Genomic DNA, 22,437 nt, shown 5'->3' on the forward strand with positions numbered 1-22,437 from the left:
CTGGTTTAACGTGGGGCTCTCGGGTTTTTCGCGAGCAAGCTCGCTCCTACAGATGATGTACGTTTGTGGAAGAAGGTGTAGTAGACCGCCGACAGAATCAGCAGGAACGGCACGCCAAACACCAGCGTCATCTTGAAAGCGTCGGTGAAATAGGTGGTGATCATCACCGCCCCCATCAGCACCAGCCCCAGCAACGTGCTGTAGGGAAAAAACCGCAACTGGAACGACAACTTCGCCCCGCCATGACGCTTGCGATAGCGGCGGAAAAACAGGTGCGTGAGGAAGATCATGAACCAGGTGAAGATCGCGCCAAACATCGAGATCGCCATCATCAGGGTGAACGAGCTTTCCGGGTACACCACGTTGAGCAACGTCGCCAGGGCAATGCCCGAACTGGACAGCAGCAGCGCATTCAGCGGGATGCCGTTCTTGCTCAACGCGCCCATGGACTTGGGCGCAAAACCGGCGCGCGACAGGCTGAACATCATGCGCGTGGTGATGTAGAGCTGGCTGTTCATGGCCGACAGCGCCGCGATCAGGATCACGAAATTCATCACCCCGGTGGCGCCGGGAATGCCGATGGTCTGCATCACTGTGACAAACGGGCTCTGGGCCTGGCCGGCCTGGTTCCAGGGCACGATGGCGAGCATCAGCGCCAGGGTCAGCAGGTAGAACACCACCAACCGCACGATGGTAGCGCGAAAGGCTTTCTTCACCGCCTGCTCCGGGTCGGCAGCTTCACCGGCGGCCACGGCGATCATCTCGACGCTGAGGTAGCTGAAGATCGACACGATCACCGCGATCCACATGCCACTCAAGCCATGGGGAAAAAAGCCGTCGTGGGCCGTGTAGTTCTGCACCCCGTAGTCAGGGTTGCCGGAGCCGAACACCACATACACTGCCAGGATGATGAAACCGACAATGGCGCTGATCTTGATCGTCGAGAACCAGTATTCAAAGTTGCCGAAGGTCTTCACGCTGATCGCATTGAGCACAATCAGCACACTGGAGAACGACACGATCCACACCCACTCCGGCACGTTGGCGAACCAGTACTTCATGTACATCGCCACCGCCGTGACCTCGGCGCCCACCGCCAGCACAATTGCCGCCCAGTAGGCATACCGCACCAGGAACCCGGCCAATGGGCTGATGTAGAACTCGGCGTAAGCGCCAAAGGAGCCGGAGGTGGAATGGGCCACCGTCATCTCCGCCAGGCAGCCCATCAGCAGCAAGGTAATCAGCGCGCCGATGGCGTAGCTCACCAGCACGCTCGGCCCGGCATAACCGATGGCGTAGGCGCTGCCCATGAACAGCCCGGTGCCGATGGCGCCACCGATGGCGATCATGCTCATCTGGCCGGAAGTGAGCTGGCGCCTCAGGCCCAGTTCACGGTGGGTAATCTCTGCAAAGCCGTTGTCTGGCGTGGTCACTGGTGTGCCCCTTTATTATTGTGATTGCACAGGAAGCGCTTGTTTTCTGTAGGAGCGAGCTTGCTCGCGAAAAACCTGAGAACGCCGCGTGCATTCAGCATTCGCGCGTTATCGTTGACGATCTTCGCGAGCAAGCTCGCTCCTACAGTGGGTTTGTGTTGTTGTCAGGTGACGCTGTTGCGGACTTTGAATTGCGGCTGGTCCCAGGTGGCGTTGTCGAGAATTTCACCGAGGATTTCCACGGCGTCCCATACCTCGGTGAAGCTTGTGTACAACGGCGTGAAGCCAAAACGCATGATCCGTGGTTCACGGTAATCGCCGATCACGCCCCGGGCGATCAAGGCCTGGATCACCGCGTAGCCTTCGGGGTGTTCAAAGCTGACGTGGCTGCCGCGCCGCGCGTGTTCACGCGGAGTGATCAGTTCCAGGCCGTGGGCAGCGCAACGGCTTTCGACCAATGCGATAAACAGGTCGGTCAGTGCCAGGGATTTGCTGCGCAGGCTGGCCATGTCGGTCTGGGCAAAGATCTCCAGGCCGCATTCCACCATGGCCAACGAGGTGATCGGCTGGGTACCGCACAGATAGCGGGCAATGCCGGCGCTGGGGGCGTAGGTGGACTCCATGGCGAACTGCCGGGTATGCCCGAACCATCCGGACAATGGCTGGCGCACCACATCCACCAACGACGGGTTGACCCACACAAACGCCTGGGAGCCCGGGCCGCCGTTGAGGTATTTGTAGGTGCAGCCAATCGCATAATCCGCCTTGGCCTGGTGCAGGTCGACAGGCACCGCGCCTGCCGAATGCGCCAGGTCCCAGATGCTCAGCGCGCCGCACTCGTGGCTCAGTGCGGTCAGCGCCGCCATGTCATACATGTAGCCGGTCTTGTAGTTGACGTGGGTGAGCATCACCACCGCCACGTCTGCATCGATGGCCTGGGGCAGTTCGGCCGGGCTGTTCACCAGGCGCAGGGAATAGCCTTGCTGCAGCAATTCGGCCAAGCCTTCGGCGATATATAAATCGGTCGGGAAATTGCTCGCTTCACTGACGATGACCTTACGCGCCGGCGTACGTTGGCGCTGCACACTCAAGGCGGCGCTGAGCACTTTGAACAGGTTGATCGAGGTGGTATCGGTAATCACCACCTCGCCGTCACGCGCACCAATCAATGGCGCCAGGCGATTGCCCAGGCGCTGGGACAAATCCGCCCAACCGGCGCTGTTCCAGCTGCGAATCAAGCCATTGCCCCACTCCTCGGCGATCACCTGTTGTGCCCGCTCCAGCGCCGCCACCGGGCGCGCGCCGAGGGAGTTGCCGTCGAGGTAGATCACCCCTTCGGGCAAGGCGAATTGGGCACGCAGGGAGGCCAACGGGTCCTGGGCGTCGAGGGCTTGGCAATGGCTTCGAGTGGTCATGGGTCGTCCTGGTTTTTATAAGTGAGGATGGACCAAATAATGAACGAACTTTTAGAGAATTTTCGTGCAAAGTGGTGGGTAAACGGCTATTTAAGCTGTAGGAAATTCGAATTTAACCTCAAAATACGCGGATATCTTCCAAGCATGATTCTCGACGCCACCGACCTGCGCCTCCTGCATTTCCTGCAACAGGATGGCCGCATCAGCAACCAGGAACTGGCGGAAAAAGTCGCGCTTTCGCCGTCGGCGTGCCTGCGCCGTTTGCGCCTGTTGGAGAGCGAAGGAATCATCAGCGGTTACCGCGCGGTGTTGAACGCCGAGCAGTTGGGGATCGAGCTGGAAGCCATCGTGCACCTGTCGTTGCGCCAGGATGTGGAGGACTGGCATGAGACGTTCATCAAGAAGGTGCAAGGCTGGCCAGAGGTGGCGAGCGCCTATGTGATCACCGGCGCCAGCAACTATGTGCTGCGGGTGCAGGCGCGTAACCTCAAGCACTTCTCGGACTTTATCGTGAACCACCTGAACCGCACGGCGGGGGTGATGGATATCCGCTCGGAGATCGTGCTGCAGAAGATCAAGGACCGGGATGAGGTGTTGGACTTGGTCGTGCGCAAATAACTAAATCACCAAAAAACCAATGTGGGAGCTGGCTTGCCTGCGATAGCGGTGGTAAATGTTCCACCGCTATCGCAGGCAAGCCTGCTCCCACAGTTGACCGAGTTGATCAGTCTTCGAGGGCGCGGACTCGCTGCATGCGCTGCTGCTCTATTGGCGCATCCGCCACCTGCAACTCAAAGTCAAAATCAATCTGCGCAAACCGCCCCTGCACGCCAAACTCTCGCGCCAGTTGTGGGTCGTCGCTGAAGCGAATCTCGGCAATCAATTCATCCCGGGTGGCATAGGCAAAGTCATCATGCAGGTACGGGTCATCCGACAGGTTGATCTGCGTGGTCAGGTGCCGGTGCCCCGGCGCCGAGATGAAGAAGTGGATATGCGCCGGCCGCTGCCCGTGGCGCCCCAGTTGGTCGAGCAACTGTTGCGTCGGCCCGCTCGGTGGGCAGCCGTAGCCCGAAGGCACGATGCTGCGAAAACGGTAGTTGCCCTGGGCGTCGGTCTCGATGCGCCGGCGCAGGTTGAACTCAGACTGATTCGGGTCGAACCACGAATAGGTCCCGCCCGTGTTGGCCTGCCACACATCCACAATTGCCCCTGCCAACGGCTTGCCCTCGGTATCGCGCACTTGCCCGCGCATGAACAACGGCACCGCGTCGTCCTGGCCGTCATCCAGCCGTGCCTCGTACTTGGACAGCGGCGCACCAGCCACGTACAACGGGCCTTCGATGGTGCGCGGCGTGCCACCCGACTTGCCGGCCTGCTCGTCGGCGGCATCCATCAACAGGTCCAGGTAATGCTCCAGGCCCAAGCCGGCGGCGAGCAGGCCAGCCTCCTGGTTTTTGCCCAGCTCATTGAGGTAGTTGACCGCCTTCCAGAACTCTTCCGGGGTCACTTCCAGGTCTTCGATGATGTTCACGGTGTCGCGCAGGATCCGATAGATCAGCGCCTTGGTGCGTGGGTTGCCCGCGTCATTGAGGTTACCGCTGGCTTCTTCGAGAAACTGTTGGGCGTGGGCAGTCTGGGACAGGCGGATGGACATGGTGCATTCCTCATCTTGTAGTTATAGGTGCAAGCCGGCTCAGCGGTCGTCCGTATGGATCGACGACGGATGGCGGCACAGCGCATTCACTTCGATGGCCATGTAGGGGAACAATGGCAGTTGCATCAGCAGGTCGTGCAGGTCCTGCACGCTGTCGACATCGAACACGCTGTAGTTAGCGTAATGCCCGGCGATGCGCCACAGGTGGCGCCATTTGCCCTCCTCTTGCAGGCTCTGCGCCAAGGCTTTTTCCTCGGCCTTGAGGCTGGCGGCGCGCTCGGGGTGCATGTCGAGGGGCAGGTTCACGGTCATTTTTACGTGGAACAACATGGCAGAGGCCTCTTAGTGTTTGTCACGGCGAAAGAACGCCAGGCGCTCTTCATCGAGCGTCAGGCCCAGGCCCGGCGCAGTGGGCACATGCAGCTGGAAATCGCGGTACACCGGTGGCTCGGCAAGAATGTCTTCAGTGAGCAACAGCGGGCCGAACAGTTCGGTGCCCCACGCCAGGGTGTCCAGCGTGAGAAAGGCATGGGCCGAGGCCAGGGTGCCAATGCCACCTTCAAGCATGGTGCCGCCGTACAGGCCGATGCCGGCCGCTTCGGCAATCGCCGCCGTGCGCAATACGGCGCGAGGGCCGCCGTTCTTGGCGATCTTGAGGGCGAACACCGTGGCCGCGCCTTCACGCGCCAGGTTGAAGGCGTCTTCGACACATTCGATGGACTCATCGGCCATGATCGGCGCCGGGCTCGACAGGTTGAGCCGGGCCATGCCACCACGGTTATTGCGTGAGATCGGTTGTTCGATCAGGTCGATACCGTGGTCACCGAGCACCTTGCACGCCCGCAGGGCCACGGCTTCATCCCAGGCTTGGTTGACGTCGACGCGCACACTGGCGCGTTCACCCAGGGCTTTTTTGATCGCGATCACATGGGCCAGGTCTCGATTGACCTCGCCCGCGCCGATCTTCAATTTGAAGAGGCGGTGACGGCGCAGGTCGAGCATCTTCTCGGCCTCGCTGATGTCCTGTTCGGTATTACCGCTGGCCAGGGTCCAGGCCACCGGCAACGCGTCCCGCACACGCCCGCCAAGCAACTCGCTGACCGGCAGCCCTAGGCGTTTGCCGAGGGCGTCGAGCAAGGCGCTTTCGATACCGGACTTGGCAAAGGTGTTGCCGCGAATACTGCGCTCCAGGCGCAACATGGCGGCATTGACGTTACTCGCGTCCTGGCCGATCAGCAGCGGCGCGAAGTGGCGGTCGATGTTGACCTTGATGCTGTCGGGGCTCTCGTTGCCGTAACTCAGGCCACCGATGGTGGTGGCTTCACCAATGCCTTCGATACCGTCGGTACACCGCAGGCGGATGATAACGAGGGTCTGGTTTTGCATCGTGTGCATCGCCAGCTTGTGCGGGCGAATGGTGGGCAGGTCGACGATGACAGTTTCGATCGACTCGATGGCGCAAATCGGCATGGCAATACCCGTTGGGTTCTTTTTAGATTTGCGTCGATTCTGTTCCGCATTTTTTCGGGCTTCCAATATAGAATTGGTCTCGTGCAATACTCTTAAGGTATGAAAGGAGTCGATATGGAACTGCGTCACCTGCGCTACTTCCAGGTGTTGGGCGAGACCCTCAACTTCACCCGCGCCGCCGAACGTTTGCACATCGCCCAGCCGCCGTTGAGCCGGCAGATCCAGCAACTGGAGGATGAGCTCGGAGTGGTGCTGCTGGAACGCAGCCGGCCCTTGCGGCTGACAGAGGCCGGGAGGTTTTTCTATGAGCATGCCAATGTGTTGCTCGAACAACTGGGCAAGGTCTGCGACACCACCCGGCGCATCGGCCAAGGCGAGAAAACCTGGCTGGGCATCGGCTTTGCGCCCTCGACCTTGTACGGCGTGCTGCCGGAATTGATTCGGCGCCTGCGCACTCACGAGGCCCTGGAGCTGGAGTTGGGTTTGTCGGAGATGACGACGTTGCAGCAGGTCGAAGCGCTCAAGGCCGGGCGCATTGACGTGGGCTTCGGGCGTATTCGCATTGACGACCCGGCCATCGTCCAGCGTGTATTGGTGGAAGACCGCCTGGTGGCCGTGCTGCCCAGCGGTCACCGGTTGCTGGGCGCCCCGGCCACCCTCGCCCAGTTGGCCGTCGAACCCTTTGTGCTCTACCCCGGCAACCCGCGCCCCAGTTATGCCGACCATGTGATCGCGCTGTTCGACGCCCATGGCTTGAGCGTGAAGGTGGCGCAGTGGACCAACGAATTGCAGACCGCTATCGGCCTGGTGGGCGCAGGTATGGGAGTGACACTGGTGCCGGCGTCGGTGCAGGTGCTGCATCGGGCGGATATTGGCTATACGCCGGTGGTGGAGACGACGGCGAGTTCGCCGATCATCCTTAGCCGGCGGGTGAATGATCAGTCGCCGGGGCTGACTCATTGCCTCCAACTGGTTGAAGAGTTGATCTGAGATTTTCCAGGCACCCCATAGTCCATGTGGGAGCTGGCTTGCCTGCGATGGCGTTGGATCAGTTGGCATCGTATTGATCGGCCGACCGCTATCGCAGGCAAGCCAGCTCCCACATTTTGATCCCCAGCCGGTTCAAGTAACGCGCAGGCGCTTGCGCTGCAATGTCTGGCTGGGCGACTCATCGAACAGCTTGCGGTACTCCGCCGAAAACCGCCCCAAATGCGTAAACCCCCACCCCAGGGCGATTTCAGAGATGGTGCGGATCGAGCCCTGCTCCAGAATTTCCTGGCGCACCGCCCCCAACCGATGCTTCTTCAGATACGCCATGGGCGAGAGTGCAAAGTACTTGCGAAACGCATCGAACAGTTTGAACCGCGACACGCCCGCCGCCGCTTCCAGGTCTTCCAGGTGCAGCGCTTCACGGGCGTTGTCATGGATAAATTGCCGCGCGCGGATCAGGTAGTGCGGCAGTTTCACCCCCAGCACGTCGCGCAGTTCTTCAGAGTAGTTATTCGGTTGCGCCAGGATCAGGCCCTTGATCAATGAGCTTTCCAGGTCGCGGGTAAACGCCGCCTGTTCGTACAATTCGCTGCTGCATTCCAGTTCGGCGATGAAGTAACGCGCCATGCGCCACCACGAAGCCGGGGCCCCGTCCACCGCATCCATCACCGACTCAAAGCGCAGCGGCGCATCGATGGGCCGTTGCAGCAAACCTTCCAGCGACTCGCTCATCGCCGCACGGGTGATCACCACCTGCAACTTGCGGCAGTCACCGGAAATCGCCAGCACCTGATGCTCATTGGGCGAAATGATCACGCCCTGATCGCGGTTGGAGCTAAGACGCTCGCCGTTCTTGCTCAGCTCCTGCTCGCCCACCAACGGCAGGCTCAAGCTGTAGCTGCTGAAGTGCTCGGCGTCTTCGATGTCGATGGTCACATCGGTACCGTACTCGATCACGCCCAGGGTGGTGGCGCGGGATTTGAACACGTTGGCGCTGTGGTGAAAGCGCAGGCGCTCGGGCGTTGCCGTCGCCAGGCGATGGGGCCCGCAGATGCCGGACATCCAGCTGCACGCGCCCTCCAGGTCGAAGCGTTGAATATGAATATCGCGTGTCTGACTAGTCATCAGGGTGCACCCACGGCGGTTAGGCATTTGCGCGCTCTGGCGGCGCGTCGTTGAACCTCGACAGCAAGTTCCAGGCCACGCCAGTGCAGTGCTCACTGGGTGGATAGCAACAGTCGACTATGTGGATAAACCCCAGGGTTTTACCACCATCGCCCGCTATCACAGTAGCGCATGCCGTCACCGGCGCGCACCGTCATGGGTATTTGCTGCCCAACTTTGCGGCCTACGTTCCCCCATTAAGCGGATAGCCCGCCACCGCATCGCAGCCGCTTAATGGCTCACCGTTTAGCCATGATCAAAAGGTGCCTCCCATGAGTGGTGCAAGAACCGTCGAGCAATGGAAATCCTTTATCGAAAGCTGCCTGGACTTTCGCCCGGCGGATGAAGTGTTCCGCATCGCCCGCGACATGTTCACCGAGCCCGAGCTGTTCGACCTGGAGATGGAGTTGATCTTCGAGAAGAACTGGATCTACGCCTGCCACGAAAGCGAACTGGCCAATAACCACGACTTCGTGACGATGCGCGCCGGGCGCCAGCCGATGATCATCACCCGCGACGGCGAAGGCCGGCTCAACGCGCTGATCAACGCCTGCCAGCATCGCGGTACCACCCTCACCCGCGTGGGCAAGGGTAACCAGTCCACCTTCACCTGCCCGTTCCACGCCTGGTGCTACAAGAGCGATGGCCGACTGGTAAAGGTCAAGGCGCCGGGGGAATACCCGGAAGGTTTCGACAAGGCCACCCGCGGCCTGAAAAAAGCGCGCATCGAAAGCTACAAGGGCTTTGTGTTTATCAGCCTGGACGTGAACGGCACCAACAGCCTGGAAGACTTCCTGGGCGACGCCAAAGTGTTCTTCGACATGATGGTCGCGCAATCGGCCACCGGTGAGTTGGAGGTGCTGCCGGGCAAGTCCGCCTACACCTACGACGGCAACTGGAAGCTGCAAAACGAAAACGGCCTGGACGGTTATCACGTCAGCACCGTGCACTACAACTACGTGGCCACCGTGCAGCATCGCCAGCAGGTCAACACCGAGAACGGCGCAGGTTCCAGCACCACGCTGGACTACAGCAAGCTCGGCGCCGGCGACGCAAATACCGACGACGGCTGGTTCGCCTTCAACAACGGCCATAGCGTGCTGTTCAGCGATATGCCCAACCCCAGCGTACGCTCCGGCTACGCCACCATCATGCCGCGCCTGGTGCAAGAACACGGCCAGCAGAAGGCCGAGTGGATGATGCACCGCCTACGCAACCTGAACATCTACCCCAGCCTGTTTTTCCTCGACCAGATCAGCTCGCAGTTGCGCATCATCCGCCCGGTGGCCTGGAACAAGACTGAGATCATCAGCCAATGCCTGGGCGTTAAGGGTGAGTCCGACGCCGATCGCGAAAACCGGATTCGTCAGTTCGAAGACTTCTTCAACGTTTCCGGCATGGGCACGCCCGACGACCTGGTGGAATTCCGTGAAGCCCAGCGCGGCTTTCAGGGCCGCCTGGAACGCTGGAGTGATATTTCCCGCGGCAGCCACCGCTGGGAAACCGGGCCGACACCCAACAGCGAGGCCATCGGCATCCAACCGGCGATGACCGGCACCGAATTCACCCATGAAGGCCTGTACGTCAACCAGCATCGCAACTGGCAGCAGTTTCTGCTCAAGGGTTTGGACCAGCGAGCTTTGACATTGCGGGAGGTGAAGTGATGAATGCGCCATTGCAGTACCAGATCGAGCAGTTCTTCTACCGCAAGTCCGAGCTGTGCGACGCCCAGGACTGGGACGCCTACGTGGAGTTATTTGACCCACAGAGTGAATTCCACCTGCCGCAATGGGATTCCGAACACGTCTACACCCAAGACCCCAAGCGCGAGATGTCGTTGATCTACTACGCCAACCGTTCGGGCCTGGAAGACCGCGTGTTCCGCCTGCGCACCGGCAAGGCCGCCTCCGCCACGCCGATGCCGCGCACCTTGCACCTGATCAATAACGTACGCATTGCCGAGCAGGCCGACGGCACGTTGGAGGTGCGTTTGAACTGGCACACGTTATTTTATCGCCTGGCCACGTCAGAGCAGTTCTACGGGCATGCCACTTACCGCCTCAAGCCTGCGGGCGACAGCTGGTTGATCATGCGCAAGCACGCCTTGCTGCTCAACGACACGATTAACTCGGTGCTGGATTTCTACCACCTGTAACGGTGGTGCATCGCCCTGTAGGAGCGAGCTTGCTCGCGAAAAACGCAAGTACACCGCGAGCATCCAGGATGCACGGCGTCATCGTTGAGGTTTTTCGCGAGCAAGCTCGCTCCTACAGGGGGTTCATACTTATCCCCGGAGTTATGTGAATGAATCACAAAGTGGCCTTCAGCTTTGCCGATGGCAAAACCCTGTTCTTCCCGGTGGGCGCCCAGGAAATCCTGTTGGACGCGGCCCTGCGCAACGGCATCAAGATCCCGCTCGATTGCCGCGAAGGCGTGTGCGGCACCTGCCAGGGGCGTTGCGAATCCGGCGAGTACACCCAGGACTACGTCGACGAGGAAGCCCTCTCCAGCCTCGACCTGCAACAACGTAAGATGCTCAGTTGCCAGACCCGGGTGAAGTCCGACGCCACCTTCTATTTCGACTTCGATTCAAGCCTGTGCAACGCCCAGGCCCCGTGCAGGTGCGCGGCACGGTGAGCGCGGTGCAGCAGGTCTCGACCAGCACCGCCATCTTGCAGGTGCAACTGGACCAGCCACTGGATTTTTTGCCGGGCCAATACGCGCGTCTGTCGGTGCCCGGCACCGATAGCTGGCGCTCCTACTCCTTCGCCAACCGGCCGGGCAGTCAATTGCAGTTTCTGGTACGCCTGCTGCCCGATGGAGTAATGAGCAACTACCTGCGTGAACGCTGCCAGGTGGGTGATGAAATGCTGATGGAGGCGCCCTTGGGTGCGTTCTATCTGCGCCACGTCACCCAACCGTTGGTACTGGTGGCGGGCGGCACCGGGTTGTCGGCGTTGTTGGGCATGCTCGATGAGCTGGCCGTCAACGGCTGCACACAACCTGTGCACCTGTACTACGGCGTGCGCGGCGCCGAAGATTTATGTGAAGCGGCGCGTATCCACGCCTACGCGGCGAAAATCCCGAACTTTCGCTACACCGAAGTGCTGAGCGACGCCTGCGCCGAGTGGACGGGCAAACGCGGCTACCTCACCGAGCATTTCGACCTGGCCGAATTGCGGGACAGATCGGCGGATATGTACGTGTGCGGCCCCCCTCCGATGGTCGAATCCATCCAACAATGGCTGGTGGATCAGGCACTTGATGGCGTTCAGCTGTATTACGAAAAGTTTACGCAGAGTAATATCTGACCCTCAGCAGTTCTGAGGGGCCGATGCGGCGTGCAATCACCCTTGAGAAAAACAAGTAGAAGGGAATGTTAATGGCGGATGACATGGTTAACCCGGTGGGCCTCAAGCGAGGCCTGAAGAACCGGCACATTCAGCTGATCGCCTTGGGAGGGGCGATTGGTACAGGCTTGTTCCTCGGCTCGGCCGGGGTACTCAAGTCGGCGGGGCCGTCGATGATCCTGGGGTATGCGGTGGCCGGGTTTATCGCGTTCCTGATCATGCGCCAGCTCGGTGAGATGATCGTCGAAGAGCCGGTGGCCGGGTCCTTCAGCCACTTCGCACACAAATACTGGGGCGGTTACGCAGGCTTCCTGGCGGGCTGGAACTACTGGGTGCTCTACGTGCTGGTGGGCATGGCCGAACTGACGGCGGTAGGCAAGTACATCCAGTTCTGGTGGCCAGAGATTCCAACCTGGGTCAGCGCGCTGGTGTTCTTTGTCGCGGTGAACCTGATCAACACCCTGAACGTGAAGTTCTTCGGGGAGGCCGAGTTCTGGTTTGCGATCATCAAGGTGGTGGCGATTGTCGGCATGATCGTGCTCGGCTGCTACCTGCTGTTCAGCGGCACCGGCGGCCCGCAAGCCTCGGTCAGCAACCTGTGGAGCCACGGTGGGTTCTTCCCCAATGGCGGCATGGGGCTGTTGATGTCGATGGCCTTCATCATGTTCTCATTCGGTGGCCTGGAGCTGGTCGGCATCACCGCCGCCGAGGCCAGCGAACCGCGCAAGGTGATCCCCAAAGCGATCAACCAAGTGGTGTACCGCATCCTGATCTTCTACGTCGGCGCACTCACCGTACTGTTGTCGCTATACCCGTGGGATCAACTGCTGCAAACCCTCGGCGCGTCAGGCGATGCCTACAGCGGCAGCCCGTTTGTGCAGATCTTCTCGCTGATCGGCAACGACACCGCCGCCCACATCCTCAACTTCGTGGTGCTGACCGCGGCGTTGTCGGTGTACAACAGCGGCGTGTACTGCAACAGCCGCATGCTGTTTGGCCTGGCCGAACAAGGTGATGCGCCCAAGGCGCTGATGAAGCTCAACAAACAAGGCGTGCCGTTGCGGGCGCTGGCGATTTCGGCGCTGGTGACGATGCTGTGCGTGGTGGTCAACTACGTGGCGCCGCACAGTGCGCTGGAGTTGCTGTTCGCGTTGGTGGTTGCCTCGTTGATGATCAACTGGGCGCTGATCAGCCTCACCCACATCAAGTTCCGCAAGGCCATGGGCGAGCAAGGCGTGACGCCGTCGTTCAAGACCTTCTGGTTCCCGTTCAGCAACTACCTGTGCCTGGCGTTCATGGTGATGATTATCGGGGTGATGCTGGCGATTCCGGGGATTCGCGAGTCGGTGTATGCGATGCCGGTGTGGGTGGGGATTATCTATATCGCCTACCGGTTTAGGATCAGAAACGGGAAGGTTGCAGTAACCCAGTGACCCCCTGTGGGAGCTGGCTTGCCTGCTCCCACAGTTGACTGTATTTCACCTAGAAAAAAGCCCCGGTAATCCGGGGCTTTTTGTTTAGAGCGTGGAGCGTACTCGCCAAAGTTCGGGGAACAACACCGTGTCGAGCATCTTGCGCAAATACCCCACGCCTTCCGTACCGCCCGTACCCGGCTGGAAGCCGATGATGCGCTCCACCGTGGTGACATGCCGGAAGCGCCACTGGCGGAACGAATCTTCCAGGTCGATAAACTTCTCGGCCAACTGGTACAAATCCCAGTAACGGCTCGGGTCGCGATACACCTCGCGCCAGGCCGCTTCCACCGATTCATCGTGCACCGTGGCGGCGGTCGGGTCGCGCTCGGCGCGCTTGGGATCAATCGCCAGCCCCGCCTTGACCATCAGGTTCACCGCTTCGTCATACAGCGACGGCGTGGCAATCGCCACCTGCAATTGCTGCAGCAACTCCGGGCGATGGGCATGGGGCCGCAGCAGCGCCGGGCTTTTGTTGCCGAGGATGAATTCGATCTCGCGGTACTGAAACGACTGAAACCCCGACGACTGTCCCAGGAACGGGCGAATTGCCTTGTATTCCGAGGGTGTCATGGTGGCCAGCACCGCCCAGGCGTGCACCAGTTGATCAAAGATGCGCGACACCCGCGCCAGCATCTTGAACGCCGGCGGCAGCTCCCCCAGGCGCACATGTTCGCGGGCGGCCTTGAGTTCGTGGAGCATCAGCTTCATCCACAGCTCCGAGGTCTGGTGCTGGATGATGAAGAGCATTTCGTTGTGGTCCGGCGACAGCGGGTGCTGGGCGCTGAGGACTTTGCCCAGGTCCAGGTAGTCGCCATAGCTCATGGACTCGGAGAAATTCAATTCGGCGTTATGCCATTCTTCCGAGGGTTGGTTATCAGCAGGCTTATAGTCTGGTGAGAAAGGACATTGGCTCATCGCGTGGGCTCCTTGAGCGGGCGGAGAATGGCGCGCACAGGGCTCGCGTCCAGGTTGGCGAAGCGCAGCGGCAGCGCGATCAATTCATAGTCGCCCTCCGGTACGTCATCGAGCACGATGCCTTCGAGGATCGCCATACCATGACGAGCCACGGCGTTGTGGGAATCCATGGTTTTGGACTGTTGCGGGTCCAGGGACGGCGTATCGATACCGATCAGGCGCACCCCCAGGCTGGCCAGCAGCTCAATGGTCTGTGGGGCGATGGCGGTGAAATTCGAATCCCATTCAGTGAGCGGCGCTTGTGGATAAGTGCGCAGCAGCACGCGCTCGGGCACGTTATCCACACGCCCTTGCAACTGATGGGGCTCAACCAACGCGCCGCTGCCCAGGCAATGCAACACGCGGCAAGGGCCCATGTACACGTCCAGCGACACTTCGCCAATCGGCGCACCGCCTGCGCTGTAATGCAGCGGCGCATCCACATGGGCGCCCGTGTGCGGCGACAGCGTCACGCGCCCCACATTCACCGGGCACTCCGGGCCGAACTGCCACACGCGCTCTTCCTGAAACGGCGTATCACCCGGCCAGGTCGGGGTGGCCGTGCTCAAGGGCGGGCTGATATCCCACCACGTTTTTATTGGGTTCATTGCAAGGCTCTCACGGGGTACTGAGGTGAATGATACGAGGGCCAGGTCTGAATTTTCTTGCGAATTCTGGCGCGACATCGGAAATCTTTCGCAGTTACTGCGAGGAATTGATTTATTCACGCTGGGAAATTTCATTTGATGCCCCCTGTGGGAGCGGGCTTGCTCGCGAAAGCGGTGTGTCAGTCAATAATTTGTTTGACTGTCACACCGCTTTCGCGAGCAAGCCCGCTCCCACATGGATTTGCACTCTGCCCCGGGGATCGCATTCTGCTGCGCTTCTGGGCATACCGATGTCGAGTCCAGACCACCCGCCTTGGCTGCGACGCTATAGGGTTCGAATCTTCTTACCTTGCCTCGGAGTCATCATGTCCAAGCCCATCACCGTACTGCGCGACACCCACCCACTGCCGGTCCTGGATGCCTGCAAATGGGAAAAGCTCGAAGGCGACCCGCACACTGTCAACCTCAACGCCTACACCAGCGAAGACGGCAGCAAGATCATGGGCACTTGGATCTGCACACCGGGCAAGTGGTACGTGGAATATGTGAAGTGGGAATATTGCCATATGAATTACCGGTTTCATTGATAACTATGGACACGACAAATACTATTTAATTTCAATCACTTACAATAAATCAACTCAATGTCCATACCTCAACATTTTTTCGCCGCTTAGATTGCTAACCGTCTAAAATCGCGAATTTCTGACAGGTGTCGTCAACCCTATTTTGCGATAAATGAGCAAAGTATCAGAGTCGCTACAAAGTTGATCAACCCGTCAGAACAGACTGGCCTACCTCTGCGACGCTGAAGAAAAAACTAGCATGGATACTTGTCTGACCGCGAGTCTGGGAAGAGTCATAGGTGTCCAGACAATCTTTTCGCAGGACCCAGGATTAGCGCCCATTTATACCAGGCACACCCATAACAGCTCGTAGGCTACACGGGCACTCCACCAAAGCTCCATGTCTCGCGCGCTAGCGTAGGGGGCTTATGAGCAAAATCTCTGATCGGTAACGCTTCACAAAAGACCTATATACAACGTCGTTATCATCGAATAACTAGCGTTTTATCCTCATTTTTTGGGGATCATAAGGTGAGGCTCAGAGAAGCATTCGGACAGGCTTTAAAGAGAGTTAGGCACAAGCTTCATCTAACTCAAGACGACTTCTCTCTAACCGCTGCAAGATCCTACATGGGACTACTCGAGCGTGGAGGCACCAGCCCCACGCTCGACAAGATTGACGCGCTTAGCGAGCAGCTGAATATTCATCCAGTGACACTGCTCTCGCTCTCCTACGCAATGAGAGATGGTGTGGAAATTGGCCATGTTGTCGCTCGGGTCAGAAGCGAATCTGAACTTCTTGCACTTGACGATGATGCGCCTCAACCCAAGAGACGCCCAAAGCGACAGGTATCGCCTCGCTAGATCGACCATGACATGAAAATTCCGGCAATCTGAATTGCCGGCGTGACCAGCCTGCCTAAACCACGACGGCTTGTAGTGGTCTACTGATTCGGGACACCGATTTAGGCGAAAATCCTCGCCGTTAAGAGGTGTTCGATGAGCAAGCAAAGACGTACGTTTTCCACCGAGTTCAAACGCGAAGCAGCTGCCTTGGTGCTGGATCAAGGCTACAGCCATATCGAAGCCTGTAGTTCGCTGGGCGTTGCGGACTCGGCATTACGCCGCTGGATAAAACAGCTCCAGGATGAGCTCCAGGGCGTTACCCCAACGAGCAAAGCGCTCACACCCGAGCAGCAGAAGATCCAAGAGCTGGAAGCCAGGATCAACCGGCTGGAGCGGGAGAAAGCGATATTAAAAAAGGCTACCGCTCTCTTGATGTCGGACGAACTCGATCGTACGCGCTGATAGACCAATTGAGTGAGCAGGAGTCGGTAGAAGTGGTCTGTTCAGCTTTCGATGTGCCGCGATCGTGCTTTTACACCCATCGGCTTCGACGTCGTCGTGTCGATGCTCGTCGCGTTGCGCTACGTAGTCGGGTTAACGAGTTGTTTAGCCAAAGTCGAGGCTCGGCTGGCAGCCGCAGCATTTTGGGCATGCTGCGCGAAGACGGAGTGACGATCGGCCGTTTTCGTGTGCGTCGGTTGATGCGTGAGCTGGGCCTGGTCAGCAAACAGCCGGGCTCGCACGCTTACAAACAGGCCACGGTTGAGCGTCCGGATATCCCGAATCGACTAAACCGTGAATTCGCTGTCCAGCACCCGAACCGGGTTTGGTGCGGCGATATCACCTACATCTGGGCGCAAGGTCGCTGGCATTACCTGGCCGTGGTGCTGGATCTGTACACCCGGCGGACGATTGGCTGGGCGCTTTCCACAAAGCCGGATGCCGCGCTGGTGATCAAGGCCCTCGACATGGCCTACGAGCAGCGCGGCAAGCCACAGCAGGTGCGGTTTCATTCCGATCAGGGCAGCCAGTACACCAGCCGCCTGTTCCGGCAGCGGCTATGGCGTTACCGGATCGAACAGAGCATGAGTCGCCGGGGGAACTGCTGGGATAACTCGCCGATGGAGCGCCTGTTTCGCAGCCTGAAATCAGAGTGGATTCCAGCGACTGGTTACCTGACGGCCATGGAAGCCCAGCGGGACATCAGCCATTACCTGATGCACCGCTACAAGTGGATCAGGCCACATCAGCACAATGGCGGGCTACCGCCAGCGGTGGCTGAAGAAAAACTTAAACCACAATCCGGGATGGGTTGACCACTACAATAACATTGTGCTCTAGCCCACGACCTAGGGTGTGAAGAGTGGTGCGCCACAGGATAGATAGAACAATATATAGGTCCTCTATATAATACTGAATCGCCCCGGATTCTCTAGACACTTTGCAAGCTCATTGCGTAACGCTTTTCAAACTCGACCCAAACCTTGTTGGGTTTCACGACATCGAACTGGCGCTTCAGCAAATTGGGTGAGGCGACCGCTGGCTTACCGCCGTACTTCCAGGGCGGCGTCGATAACCTGTCTGAGAACGCAGACCTTCAAGACGCATCAGCCTCGCCACACGATGACGACCACAATCCTCACCGACCTCGCGCGATCGTCATGGATTTTGCGATAGCCATAAACGCCGCCGCTCTCCAGCCAGGAATGCTTGATCAAACCGCGGCAATCCGTTATCGGTAGCGTTTGTACAACATCAGGCGGCGAGCTTTGAGAATATTTAGATAACTCAACGCAATCTCCCGGCTAGCAAACCTACCGGTTCAGACTCGACTCCAAACGTAGCTTCAGCGTCAAGAAAATGGTTCGAGGCATCACGGGATCGTTTTTGCAGCATTAGCCTAGCCTCCATCTCGAATTGACCTTTCATGAGCCACTTGGTTGTATTGGCCTTACGTTTGCCTTTCATGATCAACCTCATTGGGTCACAGAGTATTGGGAGAAAAAGAATAATGTGATCGACCTTGAATGAAATTTTTTCGACCACTGTATAGCTGTTGCTATTAATGAACATACGATGGACAACACTCTGAGAATCGCCCTGCTCGTCGAGAAAGGCAAGCACCGGATTATGTTCTCGGGGGACTGGCTTTACGGCTGCACAGTTGAGTAAGTTAACGGCGCGGACGGCTGATGAGCAAAAGGTTGACCTTTGCAGCTTGCTGCGTGAAGGTCACATTTTTGCCATAAATTACGAAAGCATCGATTACTTTCCTGACTACGCCTTTGACGCTTGTGATGGCTACCAGCCGGTCCCAGCACTAAAGGCTGTCATTAAGGTGTTGGCGACACGCAGAAATGCTTGGGGTATGGCTTTATAGTTCGGCCCCTGCAATTCCTACCTCGGTGGAAGCCAGCCGAAAGAGGTGTTACAGACTGACCTGGGCACTGTTCTGGATGCTGCGAACGATGAAATATGTGGAATCTCGCATGGATGACCAGATGAGTATCAGCCCGTAAAAAGGCGTATTTGTTGCGAGCACGTAGTGTGCATTCTTATAGAATGTCTCCCCGGCGGCTGTAGTGCCTATTTCAGCAGTTGCACGCAAGGATACACCATCCTTCAGTGATGAACGCAGGGGTAACGCTGCAGTGCTGTGCATAGCTACCGGCGGAAAATATCCGAATATATCCTGCTGACTATAATTTATAGTCAGCAGGATATATTCGGATATACACCAAAATTCATACGCCCTCTATCGGGACTGATTTGCTGCCCAACGCGCATAGTTTATATTTCTCAATGATCAATCAGCGGGCGACTGCTTCCTCAATAGCATTTTCGTCGAGGACTGGCGGAGGTCTGGCGCGCAGCAAGAGATCATTATGACCGATAAGGTGACGCCGGGACGGCGTAACTCGGCGTGGACATGAGCCCAGTCCGGCGTCGGACGTTGGTCGCTTGGCGCGGGTACTGCCAGCGGAAAAAGACGTCGATTCAGCTCGGCATCTGAGAGATCGATGGGCCACTGAAGCCCGCTGGCAGCGAACCGGCAAAGGTAATCTCCCGCACTCGAATGGCCAATGGATAAACTTTTGGCGATCTTGCGCACGGACAGGCCGGCGTCGAACTTTAGGCGTAGTACCTCTCGGATTTTACGCATGGATAAACGCTCCACGACGACCTCTTCGCTTCGATAAAAGAGGCCAATGAATAATCCTGCGTTGCTGCCTGCTTGAAAGTGTCCGGATGGCCGTGGAGTCGGTGTCCGGATGCTTGTGGAATGAGTGTCCGGATCAACGTGGAATCAGCGTCCGGATGTTGGTGGAATGGCTGTCCGGATGGTCATGAAATCCCCACTCAAGGCAGTGGTGTACGACTTCAGCCCAAGCCGCGCGGGCGAACATGCACGCAACTTTCTGGGCCAGTGGAATGGCAAGCTGGTTTGCGATGATTTTGCCGGCTACAAAGCCAGCTTCCAGCAAGGCATCACCGAAATCGGCTGCCTGGCCCACGTCAGCCGCAAGTTTTTCGATTTGCACGCGACGAATAAAAGCCAACTGGCTGAGCAGGCGCTGCACTCAATTGGCGGGTTGTACGAAATTGAACGGCAAGCGCGGGAAATGACCGACGAAAATCGCTGGCGAATACGCCAGGAAAAAGCGGCGCCCCTTATCGACGCACTACATACCTGGATGTTGGCCCAGCGCGATCTTGTGCCCGAAGGGTCGGCTATCGCCAAAGCTCTGGATTACAGCCTAAAACGCTGGACGGCACGGTCGCGGTAGGGATGGCAGGTAACTGCCATCCCTACCGCGACCGACGGCACTGACTCGATATCTCGAGGACGGGGCTGTGCCCATAGATAATAATGCAGTCGAAAATCAGATAAGGCCGTGGGCACTTGGACGCTCGAACTGGTTGTTTGCTGGCTCGTTACGCAGCGGCAAACGGGCAGCAGCAATCATGAGTTTGATCCAGTCGGCGCGCATGAATGGGCATGATCCATATGCCTATCTGAAAGATGTGCTGACGCGGCTGCCGACGCAGCGAGCGAGTGAGATCGACCAACTGCTGCCGCATCAGTGGGTGCCGGCTTGAGTAATACAACGTGACTTTGGCGCTCAGCTCCCTTCAATCACGCAGCGGTTTTGCCTGAACTTGGACTTTTCGCGACGACTTTACACAATGCACTTCCCCAATACTCGACAGAAATTGCCTGGTTTGGCGGTTGGATCGCAGACAGACGACGCGACATGTTGATGGCACCGTTGCCGCAAGCTGCTTCATCTTGGCACGCGCCGATTTACGGGTAGTCCACATGAAGTTGAATAACTCTAGAAGGTTCCCTAGCTGCTCTGGGCAACCCTCTGGAAGGTCGGGGCGAGGGCTACCACGTTGGGTCAAAGTTCTAAGAAGCACACGCCAAAACCGAAGTACCGACGATCGATCAATCCATACTAAGAGATCGGCTCTGGCAATACGGTTGTCCCAGGTGGCCGAATGACCGCCTTCAAAAATCCACTGATCGCGAGCCTCGACCTCGTGGCAAAGGCGAGTTTTCTCATCTGCGTTTCGCTCGACCCACCCCGGTTGCCAATGGATCGTGTCGATATGGATGACCGGAAGTCCGTGCGAGATCAGTGCACCACCCAGAAGTGTCTCGATCAAACCATGGGAGCTCGTGTCACCTTTCTGGATAATTACTCACGCGTTGAAAAAAGTAAGGCATACGCTGCAGAAGAGAAGCTGCGCAAAGATGAGTATGAAGCTCAGCGCCAGGCAGAGGAGCTTGCCAGCGCCCAAAGTGATGAGCAGTACCGGATCGCTCAGGAACAATTCCATCAACAAAGACAGCTATCTGCTCAGCAGCATCAGGTGGCTCAGACACCGTCTCAAAGTGTGCAACCGGCGCCCTCCTCTCAGAGCCCAGCCTATGTGGTTTCGGCACAGCAAGTGCGCCCTGCTCAGCCTGTAGCTGAGAAACCAGCAGTGCTACGCATGTGGCAGGCCTTCTGGGCAGGCCCGGCATGGAAATACACGCTCTTGATAGGTTCTATGATCACCTGCCTGGCGATCTGGAGACACCACACAGAGGCTGCCACGATCTACACCGACTACACCGATGCTGCGATCACGAATGCGCTGCCCGCGATCGGTGCCGTTTCGGCTCTGATCCTTCGCTGGCTTGAAATGCCTGGCTTGGTCTCAGGGATAGCGTTGGGTACCGGGATTATCTTGGCCATTGCATACGCCGTATACGCGACCTTCCGGACAAACCAGGGAGCTCTGAGTATCACCCTAGTTATTGTTGCCAAGCTCACTCTCATCACAGTGTTCTATGCGGTGATTGGAATGCTGATCGCGTCTCTCTTTTCGAACAGTGCTCGACGCAAAGGTGAATCTCAAGCGCGTGCTGCTGCGAGAAACAGTCGAGAGAAGAAGCAAACAATGGCTCTGATCACAGGCTTGTCGGTGGCGTACACCGCTTTTACCGCCTGGGTCTGCCGGCGACCTGAGTTCACCTCATTTTCCGAATGCCTGGAATTTGATACAGCACCTGCATAAGCCAGGGCGATCGGAACGCGATCGCATGCTTCAGCACACAAGTAGCCCGGGAGATTTCCTGGGCTTTTTTTGAGCCGTCGTTACTATCACTGCAGCACCTACACATTTGCTAACCAAGTTTAGTAGCACCCCAGCGGTCAAAGGTGAAAACCCAAGATCGAATTGGGGCAGAATTCGACGATCAGAATGGAGCACATAAATGAAGTGGATTAAAGGGGTGGTTATCGGCGCAATCTTGCTCGTAATCACTGGTGCGGGACTGGGTCTGTTTTACGTTTTGCCGCAGTACGACGTGGTGGCCATCACCGGCGTTGAGGTAAAACGTGTGGACGATGACGGCGTCATCAATGCTGAAAACCCAGCAGACGGCCCTACCCGGGATGTGTATTTCATTAACACTGAACACCCAACATCGAAAAAGGTAATGGTCTATCGCAATGAAGATACCGGGTGGAGTTTTCCGTGGTACTTCAAGTTTGACTCGGCCGACGTACAGGCAAAGGCCCAGGGTTACTCACGAGATGCCCAGCAGCTGGCTCTCATTCGTTATTACGGCTGGCGCATTCAAATCTTGTCCGTGTTCCCAAACATCACAGACATCGAAGCCACGAACAGTCGCGAAGAGCCGTTTCCTTGGTTCAACACGATTTTCCTCACCGTAGGCACGCTGCTGATTTTGTTTGTGGTGTTTTTCTTGCGCCGGCGATTCAAGCGCAAGACCAGGGGCGAAGTGCTGGGTTGAGCGGTTGAAGCACCCGCATTTTCAGCTTGGAAGATTCGTTAGCCGCAGAATTAAAAATGCCAGTCAGTTACCTGACTGGCATTTTTTGTAGGTGAGATTCCTTCATCCGGCCTGGCTAAAGCAAGCCAGTCAGCGCTTTACCATTTTACACTGACGTCGCAAGTCATCGTTTTTGATGCTCCCGCAACTGCCATTGCCGGCC

16 protein-coding genes and 6 pseudogenes are annotated in these 22,437 nt (G+C 57.9%); 11 read left to right on the top strand and 11 right to left on the bottom strand.

What is annotated here, in order from left to right:
• Positions 1 to 5 precede the first annotated feature (5 nt).
• Both ACWHXD_RS26135 and kynU read right to left on the bottom strand, forming a co-directional pair.
• Entirely contained in the window at positions 6 to 1,433 is a 1,428-nt protein-coding gene (locus ACWHXD_RS26135; RefSeq protein WP_138763269.1) for an amino acid permease, read from the bottom strand.
• A gap of 164 nt (positions 1,434 to 1,597) precedes the next feature.
• Positions 1,598 to 2,848, bottom strand: coding sequence for a kynureninase (kynU, locus tag ACWHXD_RS26140; protein WP_138763270.1), 1,251 nt, complete (start codon positions 2,846 to 2,848; stop codon positions 1,598 to 1,600).
• A 144-nt stretch (positions 2,849 to 2,992) separates the two neighbouring features.
• On the opposite strand from kynU, the gene ACWHXD_RS26145 reads away from it, so the two are divergent.
• The gene (locus ACWHXD_RS26145; RefSeq protein ID WP_003176072.1) at positions 2,993 to 3,466 is read left to right on the top strand and encodes an Lrp/AsnC family transcriptional regulator; all 474 of its coding nucleotides are present in this window, start codon (positions 2,993 to 2,995) and stop codon (positions 3,464 to 3,466) included.
• Between the two features lie 106 nt (positions 3,467 to 3,572).
• On the opposite strand, the gene catA is transcribed toward ACWHXD_RS26145, so the two are convergent.
• From catA to ACWHXD_RS26160, 3 genes are read right to left on the bottom strand one after another with little or no spacing between them, the layout of a single operon-like run.
• Positions 3,573 to 4,502, bottom strand: coding sequence for a catechol 1,2-dioxygenase (catA, locus tag ACWHXD_RS26150; protein WP_138763271.1), 930 nt, complete (start codon positions 4,500 to 4,502; stop codon positions 3,573 to 3,575).
• A 39-nt stretch (positions 4,503 to 4,541) separates the two neighbouring features.
• Positions 4,542 to 4,832 (bottom strand): muconolactone Delta-isomerase, encoded by a 291-nt coding sequence (gene catC, locus ACWHXD_RS26155; RefSeq protein WP_032895322.1) that lies wholly within the window; start codon positions 4,830 to 4,832, stop codon positions 4,542 to 4,544.
• A gap of 12 nt (positions 4,833 to 4,844) precedes the next feature.
• Positions 4,845 to 5,972 carry a muconate cycloisomerase family protein gene (locus tag ACWHXD_RS26160; RefSeq protein ID WP_098950375.1) on the bottom strand — a complete coding sequence of 376 codons (1,128 nt, stop codon included), beginning with the start codon at positions 5,970 to 5,972 and terminating at the stop codon, positions 4,845 to 4,847.
• Between the two features lie 114 nt (positions 5,973 to 6,086).
• On the opposite strand from ACWHXD_RS26160, the gene ACWHXD_RS26165 reads away from it, so the two are divergent.
• Positions 6,087 to 6,962, top strand: a complete 876-nt coding sequence (locus ACWHXD_RS26165; RefSeq protein ID WP_138763272.1) for a LysR family transcriptional regulator — start codon at positions 6,087 to 6,089, stop codon at positions 6,960 to 6,962.
• 132 nt (positions 6,963 to 7,094) lie between these two features.
• Here the strand turns inward: ACWHXD_RS26165 and ACWHXD_RS26170 are convergent, their stop codons facing one another.
• Positions 7,095 to 8,087 (bottom strand): AraC family transcriptional regulator, encoded by a 993-nt coding sequence (locus ACWHXD_RS26170; protein WP_078468027.1) that lies wholly within the window; start codon positions 8,085 to 8,087, stop codon positions 7,095 to 7,097.
• A gap of 311 nt (positions 8,088 to 8,398) precedes the next feature.
• On the opposite strand from ACWHXD_RS26170, the gene antA reads away from it, so the two are divergent.
• From antA to ACWHXD_RS26190, 4 genes and pseudogenes are all read left to right on the top strand, one after another.
• Complete coding sequence (antA, locus tag ACWHXD_RS26175; RefSeq protein WP_138763273.1) at positions 8,399 to 9,790, top strand: anthranilate 1,2-dioxygenase large subunit; 1,392 nt, start codon at positions 8,399 to 8,401, stop codon at positions 9,788 to 9,790.
• Positions 9,790 to 10,281 carry an anthranilate 1,2-dioxygenase small subunit gene (antB, locus tag ACWHXD_RS26180; protein ID WP_032895317.1) on the top strand — a complete coding sequence of 164 codons (492 nt, stop codon included), beginning with the start codon at positions 9,790 to 9,792 and terminating at the stop codon, positions 10,279 to 10,281. Before antA ends, antB begins: the two co-directional genes overlap by 1 nt.
• A gap of 149 nt (positions 10,282 to 10,430) precedes the next feature.
• A pseudogene (gene antC, locus ACWHXD_RS26185) lies at positions 10,431 to 11,437 on the top strand (anthranilate 1,2-dioxygenase electron transfer component AntC).
• 71 nt (positions 11,438 to 11,508) lie between these two features.
• A complete protein-coding gene (locus tag ACWHXD_RS26190; RefSeq protein WP_005791366.1) occupies positions 11,509 to 12,909 on the top strand; it encodes an amino acid permease in 1,401 nt (466 codons plus the stop codon).
• 84 nt (positions 12,910 to 12,993) lie between these two features.
• Here the strand turns inward: ACWHXD_RS26190 and kynA are convergent, their stop codons facing one another.
• Both kynA and kynB read right to left on the bottom strand, forming a co-directional pair.
• Positions 12,994 to 13,866, bottom strand: a complete 873-nt coding sequence (gene kynA / locus ACWHXD_RS26195) for a tryptophan 2,3-dioxygenase (protein ID WP_032895315.1) — start codon at positions 13,864 to 13,866, stop codon at positions 12,994 to 12,996.
• Positions 13,863 to 14,513 (bottom strand): arylformamidase, encoded by a 651-nt coding sequence (gene kynB, locus ACWHXD_RS26200; protein ID WP_138763275.1) that lies wholly within the window; start codon positions 14,511 to 14,513, stop codon positions 13,863 to 13,865. The genes kynA and kynB overlap by 4 nt, the downstream gene beginning before the upstream one ends.
• Before the next feature lie 365 nt (positions 14,514 to 14,878).
• Here kynB and ACWHXD_RS26205 point away from each other — a divergent pair.
• Together ACWHXD_RS26205 and ACWHXD_RS26210 are read left to right on the top strand one after the other, a co-directional pair.
• Positions 14,879 to 15,079 (top strand): annotated as a pseudogene (locus tag ACWHXD_RS26205) (cupin domain-containing protein); the annotation flags it as partial.
• A 999-nt stretch (positions 15,080 to 16,078) separates the two neighbouring features.
• A protein-coding gene (locus tag ACWHXD_RS26210; protein ID WP_236299961.1) for an IS3 family transposase occupies positions 16,079 to 17,241 on the top strand; the annotation gives its coding sequence in 2 pieces (ribosomal slippage) (positions 16,079 to 16,334 and positions 16,334 to 17,241; 1,164 coding nt in all).
• Between the two features lie 158 nt (positions 17,242 to 17,399).
• On the opposite strand, the pseudogene ACWHXD_RS26215 reads toward ACWHXD_RS26210, so the two are convergent.
• Both ACWHXD_RS26215 and ACWHXD_RS26220 read right to left on the bottom strand, forming a co-directional pair.
• Positions 17,400 to 17,646: pseudogene (locus tag ACWHXD_RS26215) on the bottom strand (IS3 family transposase); the annotation flags it as partial.
• Between the two features lie 1,163 nt (positions 17,647 to 18,809).
• A pseudogene (locus ACWHXD_RS26220) lies at positions 18,810 to 19,088 on the bottom strand (IS21 family transposase); the annotation flags it as partial.
• A 190-nt stretch (positions 19,089 to 19,278) separates the two neighbouring features.
• On the opposite strand from ACWHXD_RS26220, the pseudogene tnpC reads away from it, so the two are divergent.
• Positions 19,279 to 20,026, top strand: a pseudogene (tnpC, locus tag ACWHXD_RS26225) (IS66 family transposase); the annotation flags it as partial.
• Between the two features lie 33 nt (positions 20,027 to 20,059).
• Here tnpC and ACWHXD_RS26230 read toward each other — a convergent pair.
• Positions 20,060 to 20,557, bottom strand: a pseudogene (locus ACWHXD_RS26230) (P-loop NTPase family protein); the annotation flags it as partial.
• Positions 20,558 to 20,599: 42 nt separating this feature from the next.
• Between ACWHXD_RS26230 and ACWHXD_RS26235 the strand changes: the two are divergent.
• Both ACWHXD_RS26235 and ACWHXD_RS26240 read left to right on the top strand, forming a co-directional pair.
• On the top strand, positions 20,600 to 21,493 hold the full coding sequence (locus ACWHXD_RS26235; protein WP_236299959.1) for a hypothetical protein: 894 nt from the start codon (positions 20,600 to 20,602) through the stop codon (positions 21,491 to 21,493).
• A gap of 199 nt (positions 21,494 to 21,692) precedes the next feature.
• A complete protein-coding gene (locus ACWHXD_RS26240; RefSeq protein ID WP_046071058.1) occupies positions 21,693 to 22,235 on the top strand; it encodes a DUF1523 family protein in 543 nt (180 codons plus the stop codon).
• Positions 22,236 to 22,437 lie beyond the last annotated feature (202 nt).

The organism is Pseudomonas fjordensis (assembly GCF_976987115.1).

Coding starts and splice junctions, on each gene's coding strand:
- kynU (WP_138763270.1), bottom strand. CDS start 2,848: ATGACCACTCGAAGCCATTGCCAAGCCCTCGACGCCCAGGACCCGTTG.
- ACWHXD_RS26145 (WP_003176072.1), top strand. CDS start 2,993: ATGATTCTCGACGCCACCGACCTGCGCCTCCTGCATTTCCTGCAACAG.
- catA (WP_138763271.1), bottom strand. CDS start 4,502: ATGTCCATCCGCCTGTCCCAGACTGCCCACGCCCAACAGTTTCTCGAA.
- catC (WP_032895322.1), bottom strand. CDS start 4,832: ATGTTGTTCCACGTAAAAATGACCGTGAACCTGCCCCTCGACATGCAC.
- ACWHXD_RS26160 (WP_098950375.1), bottom strand. CDS start 5,972: ATGCCGATTTGCGCCATCGAGTCGATCGAAACTGTCATCGTCGACCTG.
- ACWHXD_RS26165 (WP_138763272.1), top strand. CDS start 6,087: ATGGAACTGCGTCACCTGCGCTACTTCCAGGTGTTGGGCGAGACCCTC.
- ACWHXD_RS26170 (WP_078468027.1), bottom strand. CDS start 8,087: ATGACTAGTCAGACACGCGATATTCATATTCAACGCTTCGACCTGGAG.
- antA (WP_138763273.1), top strand. CDS start 8,399: ATGAGTGGTGCAAGAACCGTCGAGCAATGGAAATCCTTTATCGAAAGC.
- antB (WP_032895317.1), top strand. CDS start 9,790: ATGAATGCGCCATTGCAGTACCAGATCGAGCAGTTCTTCTACCGCAAG.
- ACWHXD_RS26190 (WP_005791366.1), top strand. CDS start 11,509: ATGGCGGATGACATGGTTAACCCGGTGGGCCTCAAGCGAGGCCTGAAG.
- kynA (WP_032895315.1), bottom strand. CDS start 13,866: ATGAGCCAATGTCCTTTCTCACCAGACTATAAGCCTGCTGATAACCAA.
- kynB (WP_138763275.1), bottom strand. CDS start 14,513: ATGAACCCAATAAAAACGTGGTGGGATATCAGCCCGCCCTTGAGCACG.
- ACWHXD_RS26235 (WP_236299959.1), top strand. CDS start 20,600: ATGGGAGCTCGTGTCACCTTTCTGGATAATTACTCACGCGTTGAAAAA.
- ACWHXD_RS26240 (WP_046071058.1), top strand. CDS start 21,693: ATGAAGTGGATTAAAGGGGTGGTTATCGGCGCAATCTTGCTCGTAATC.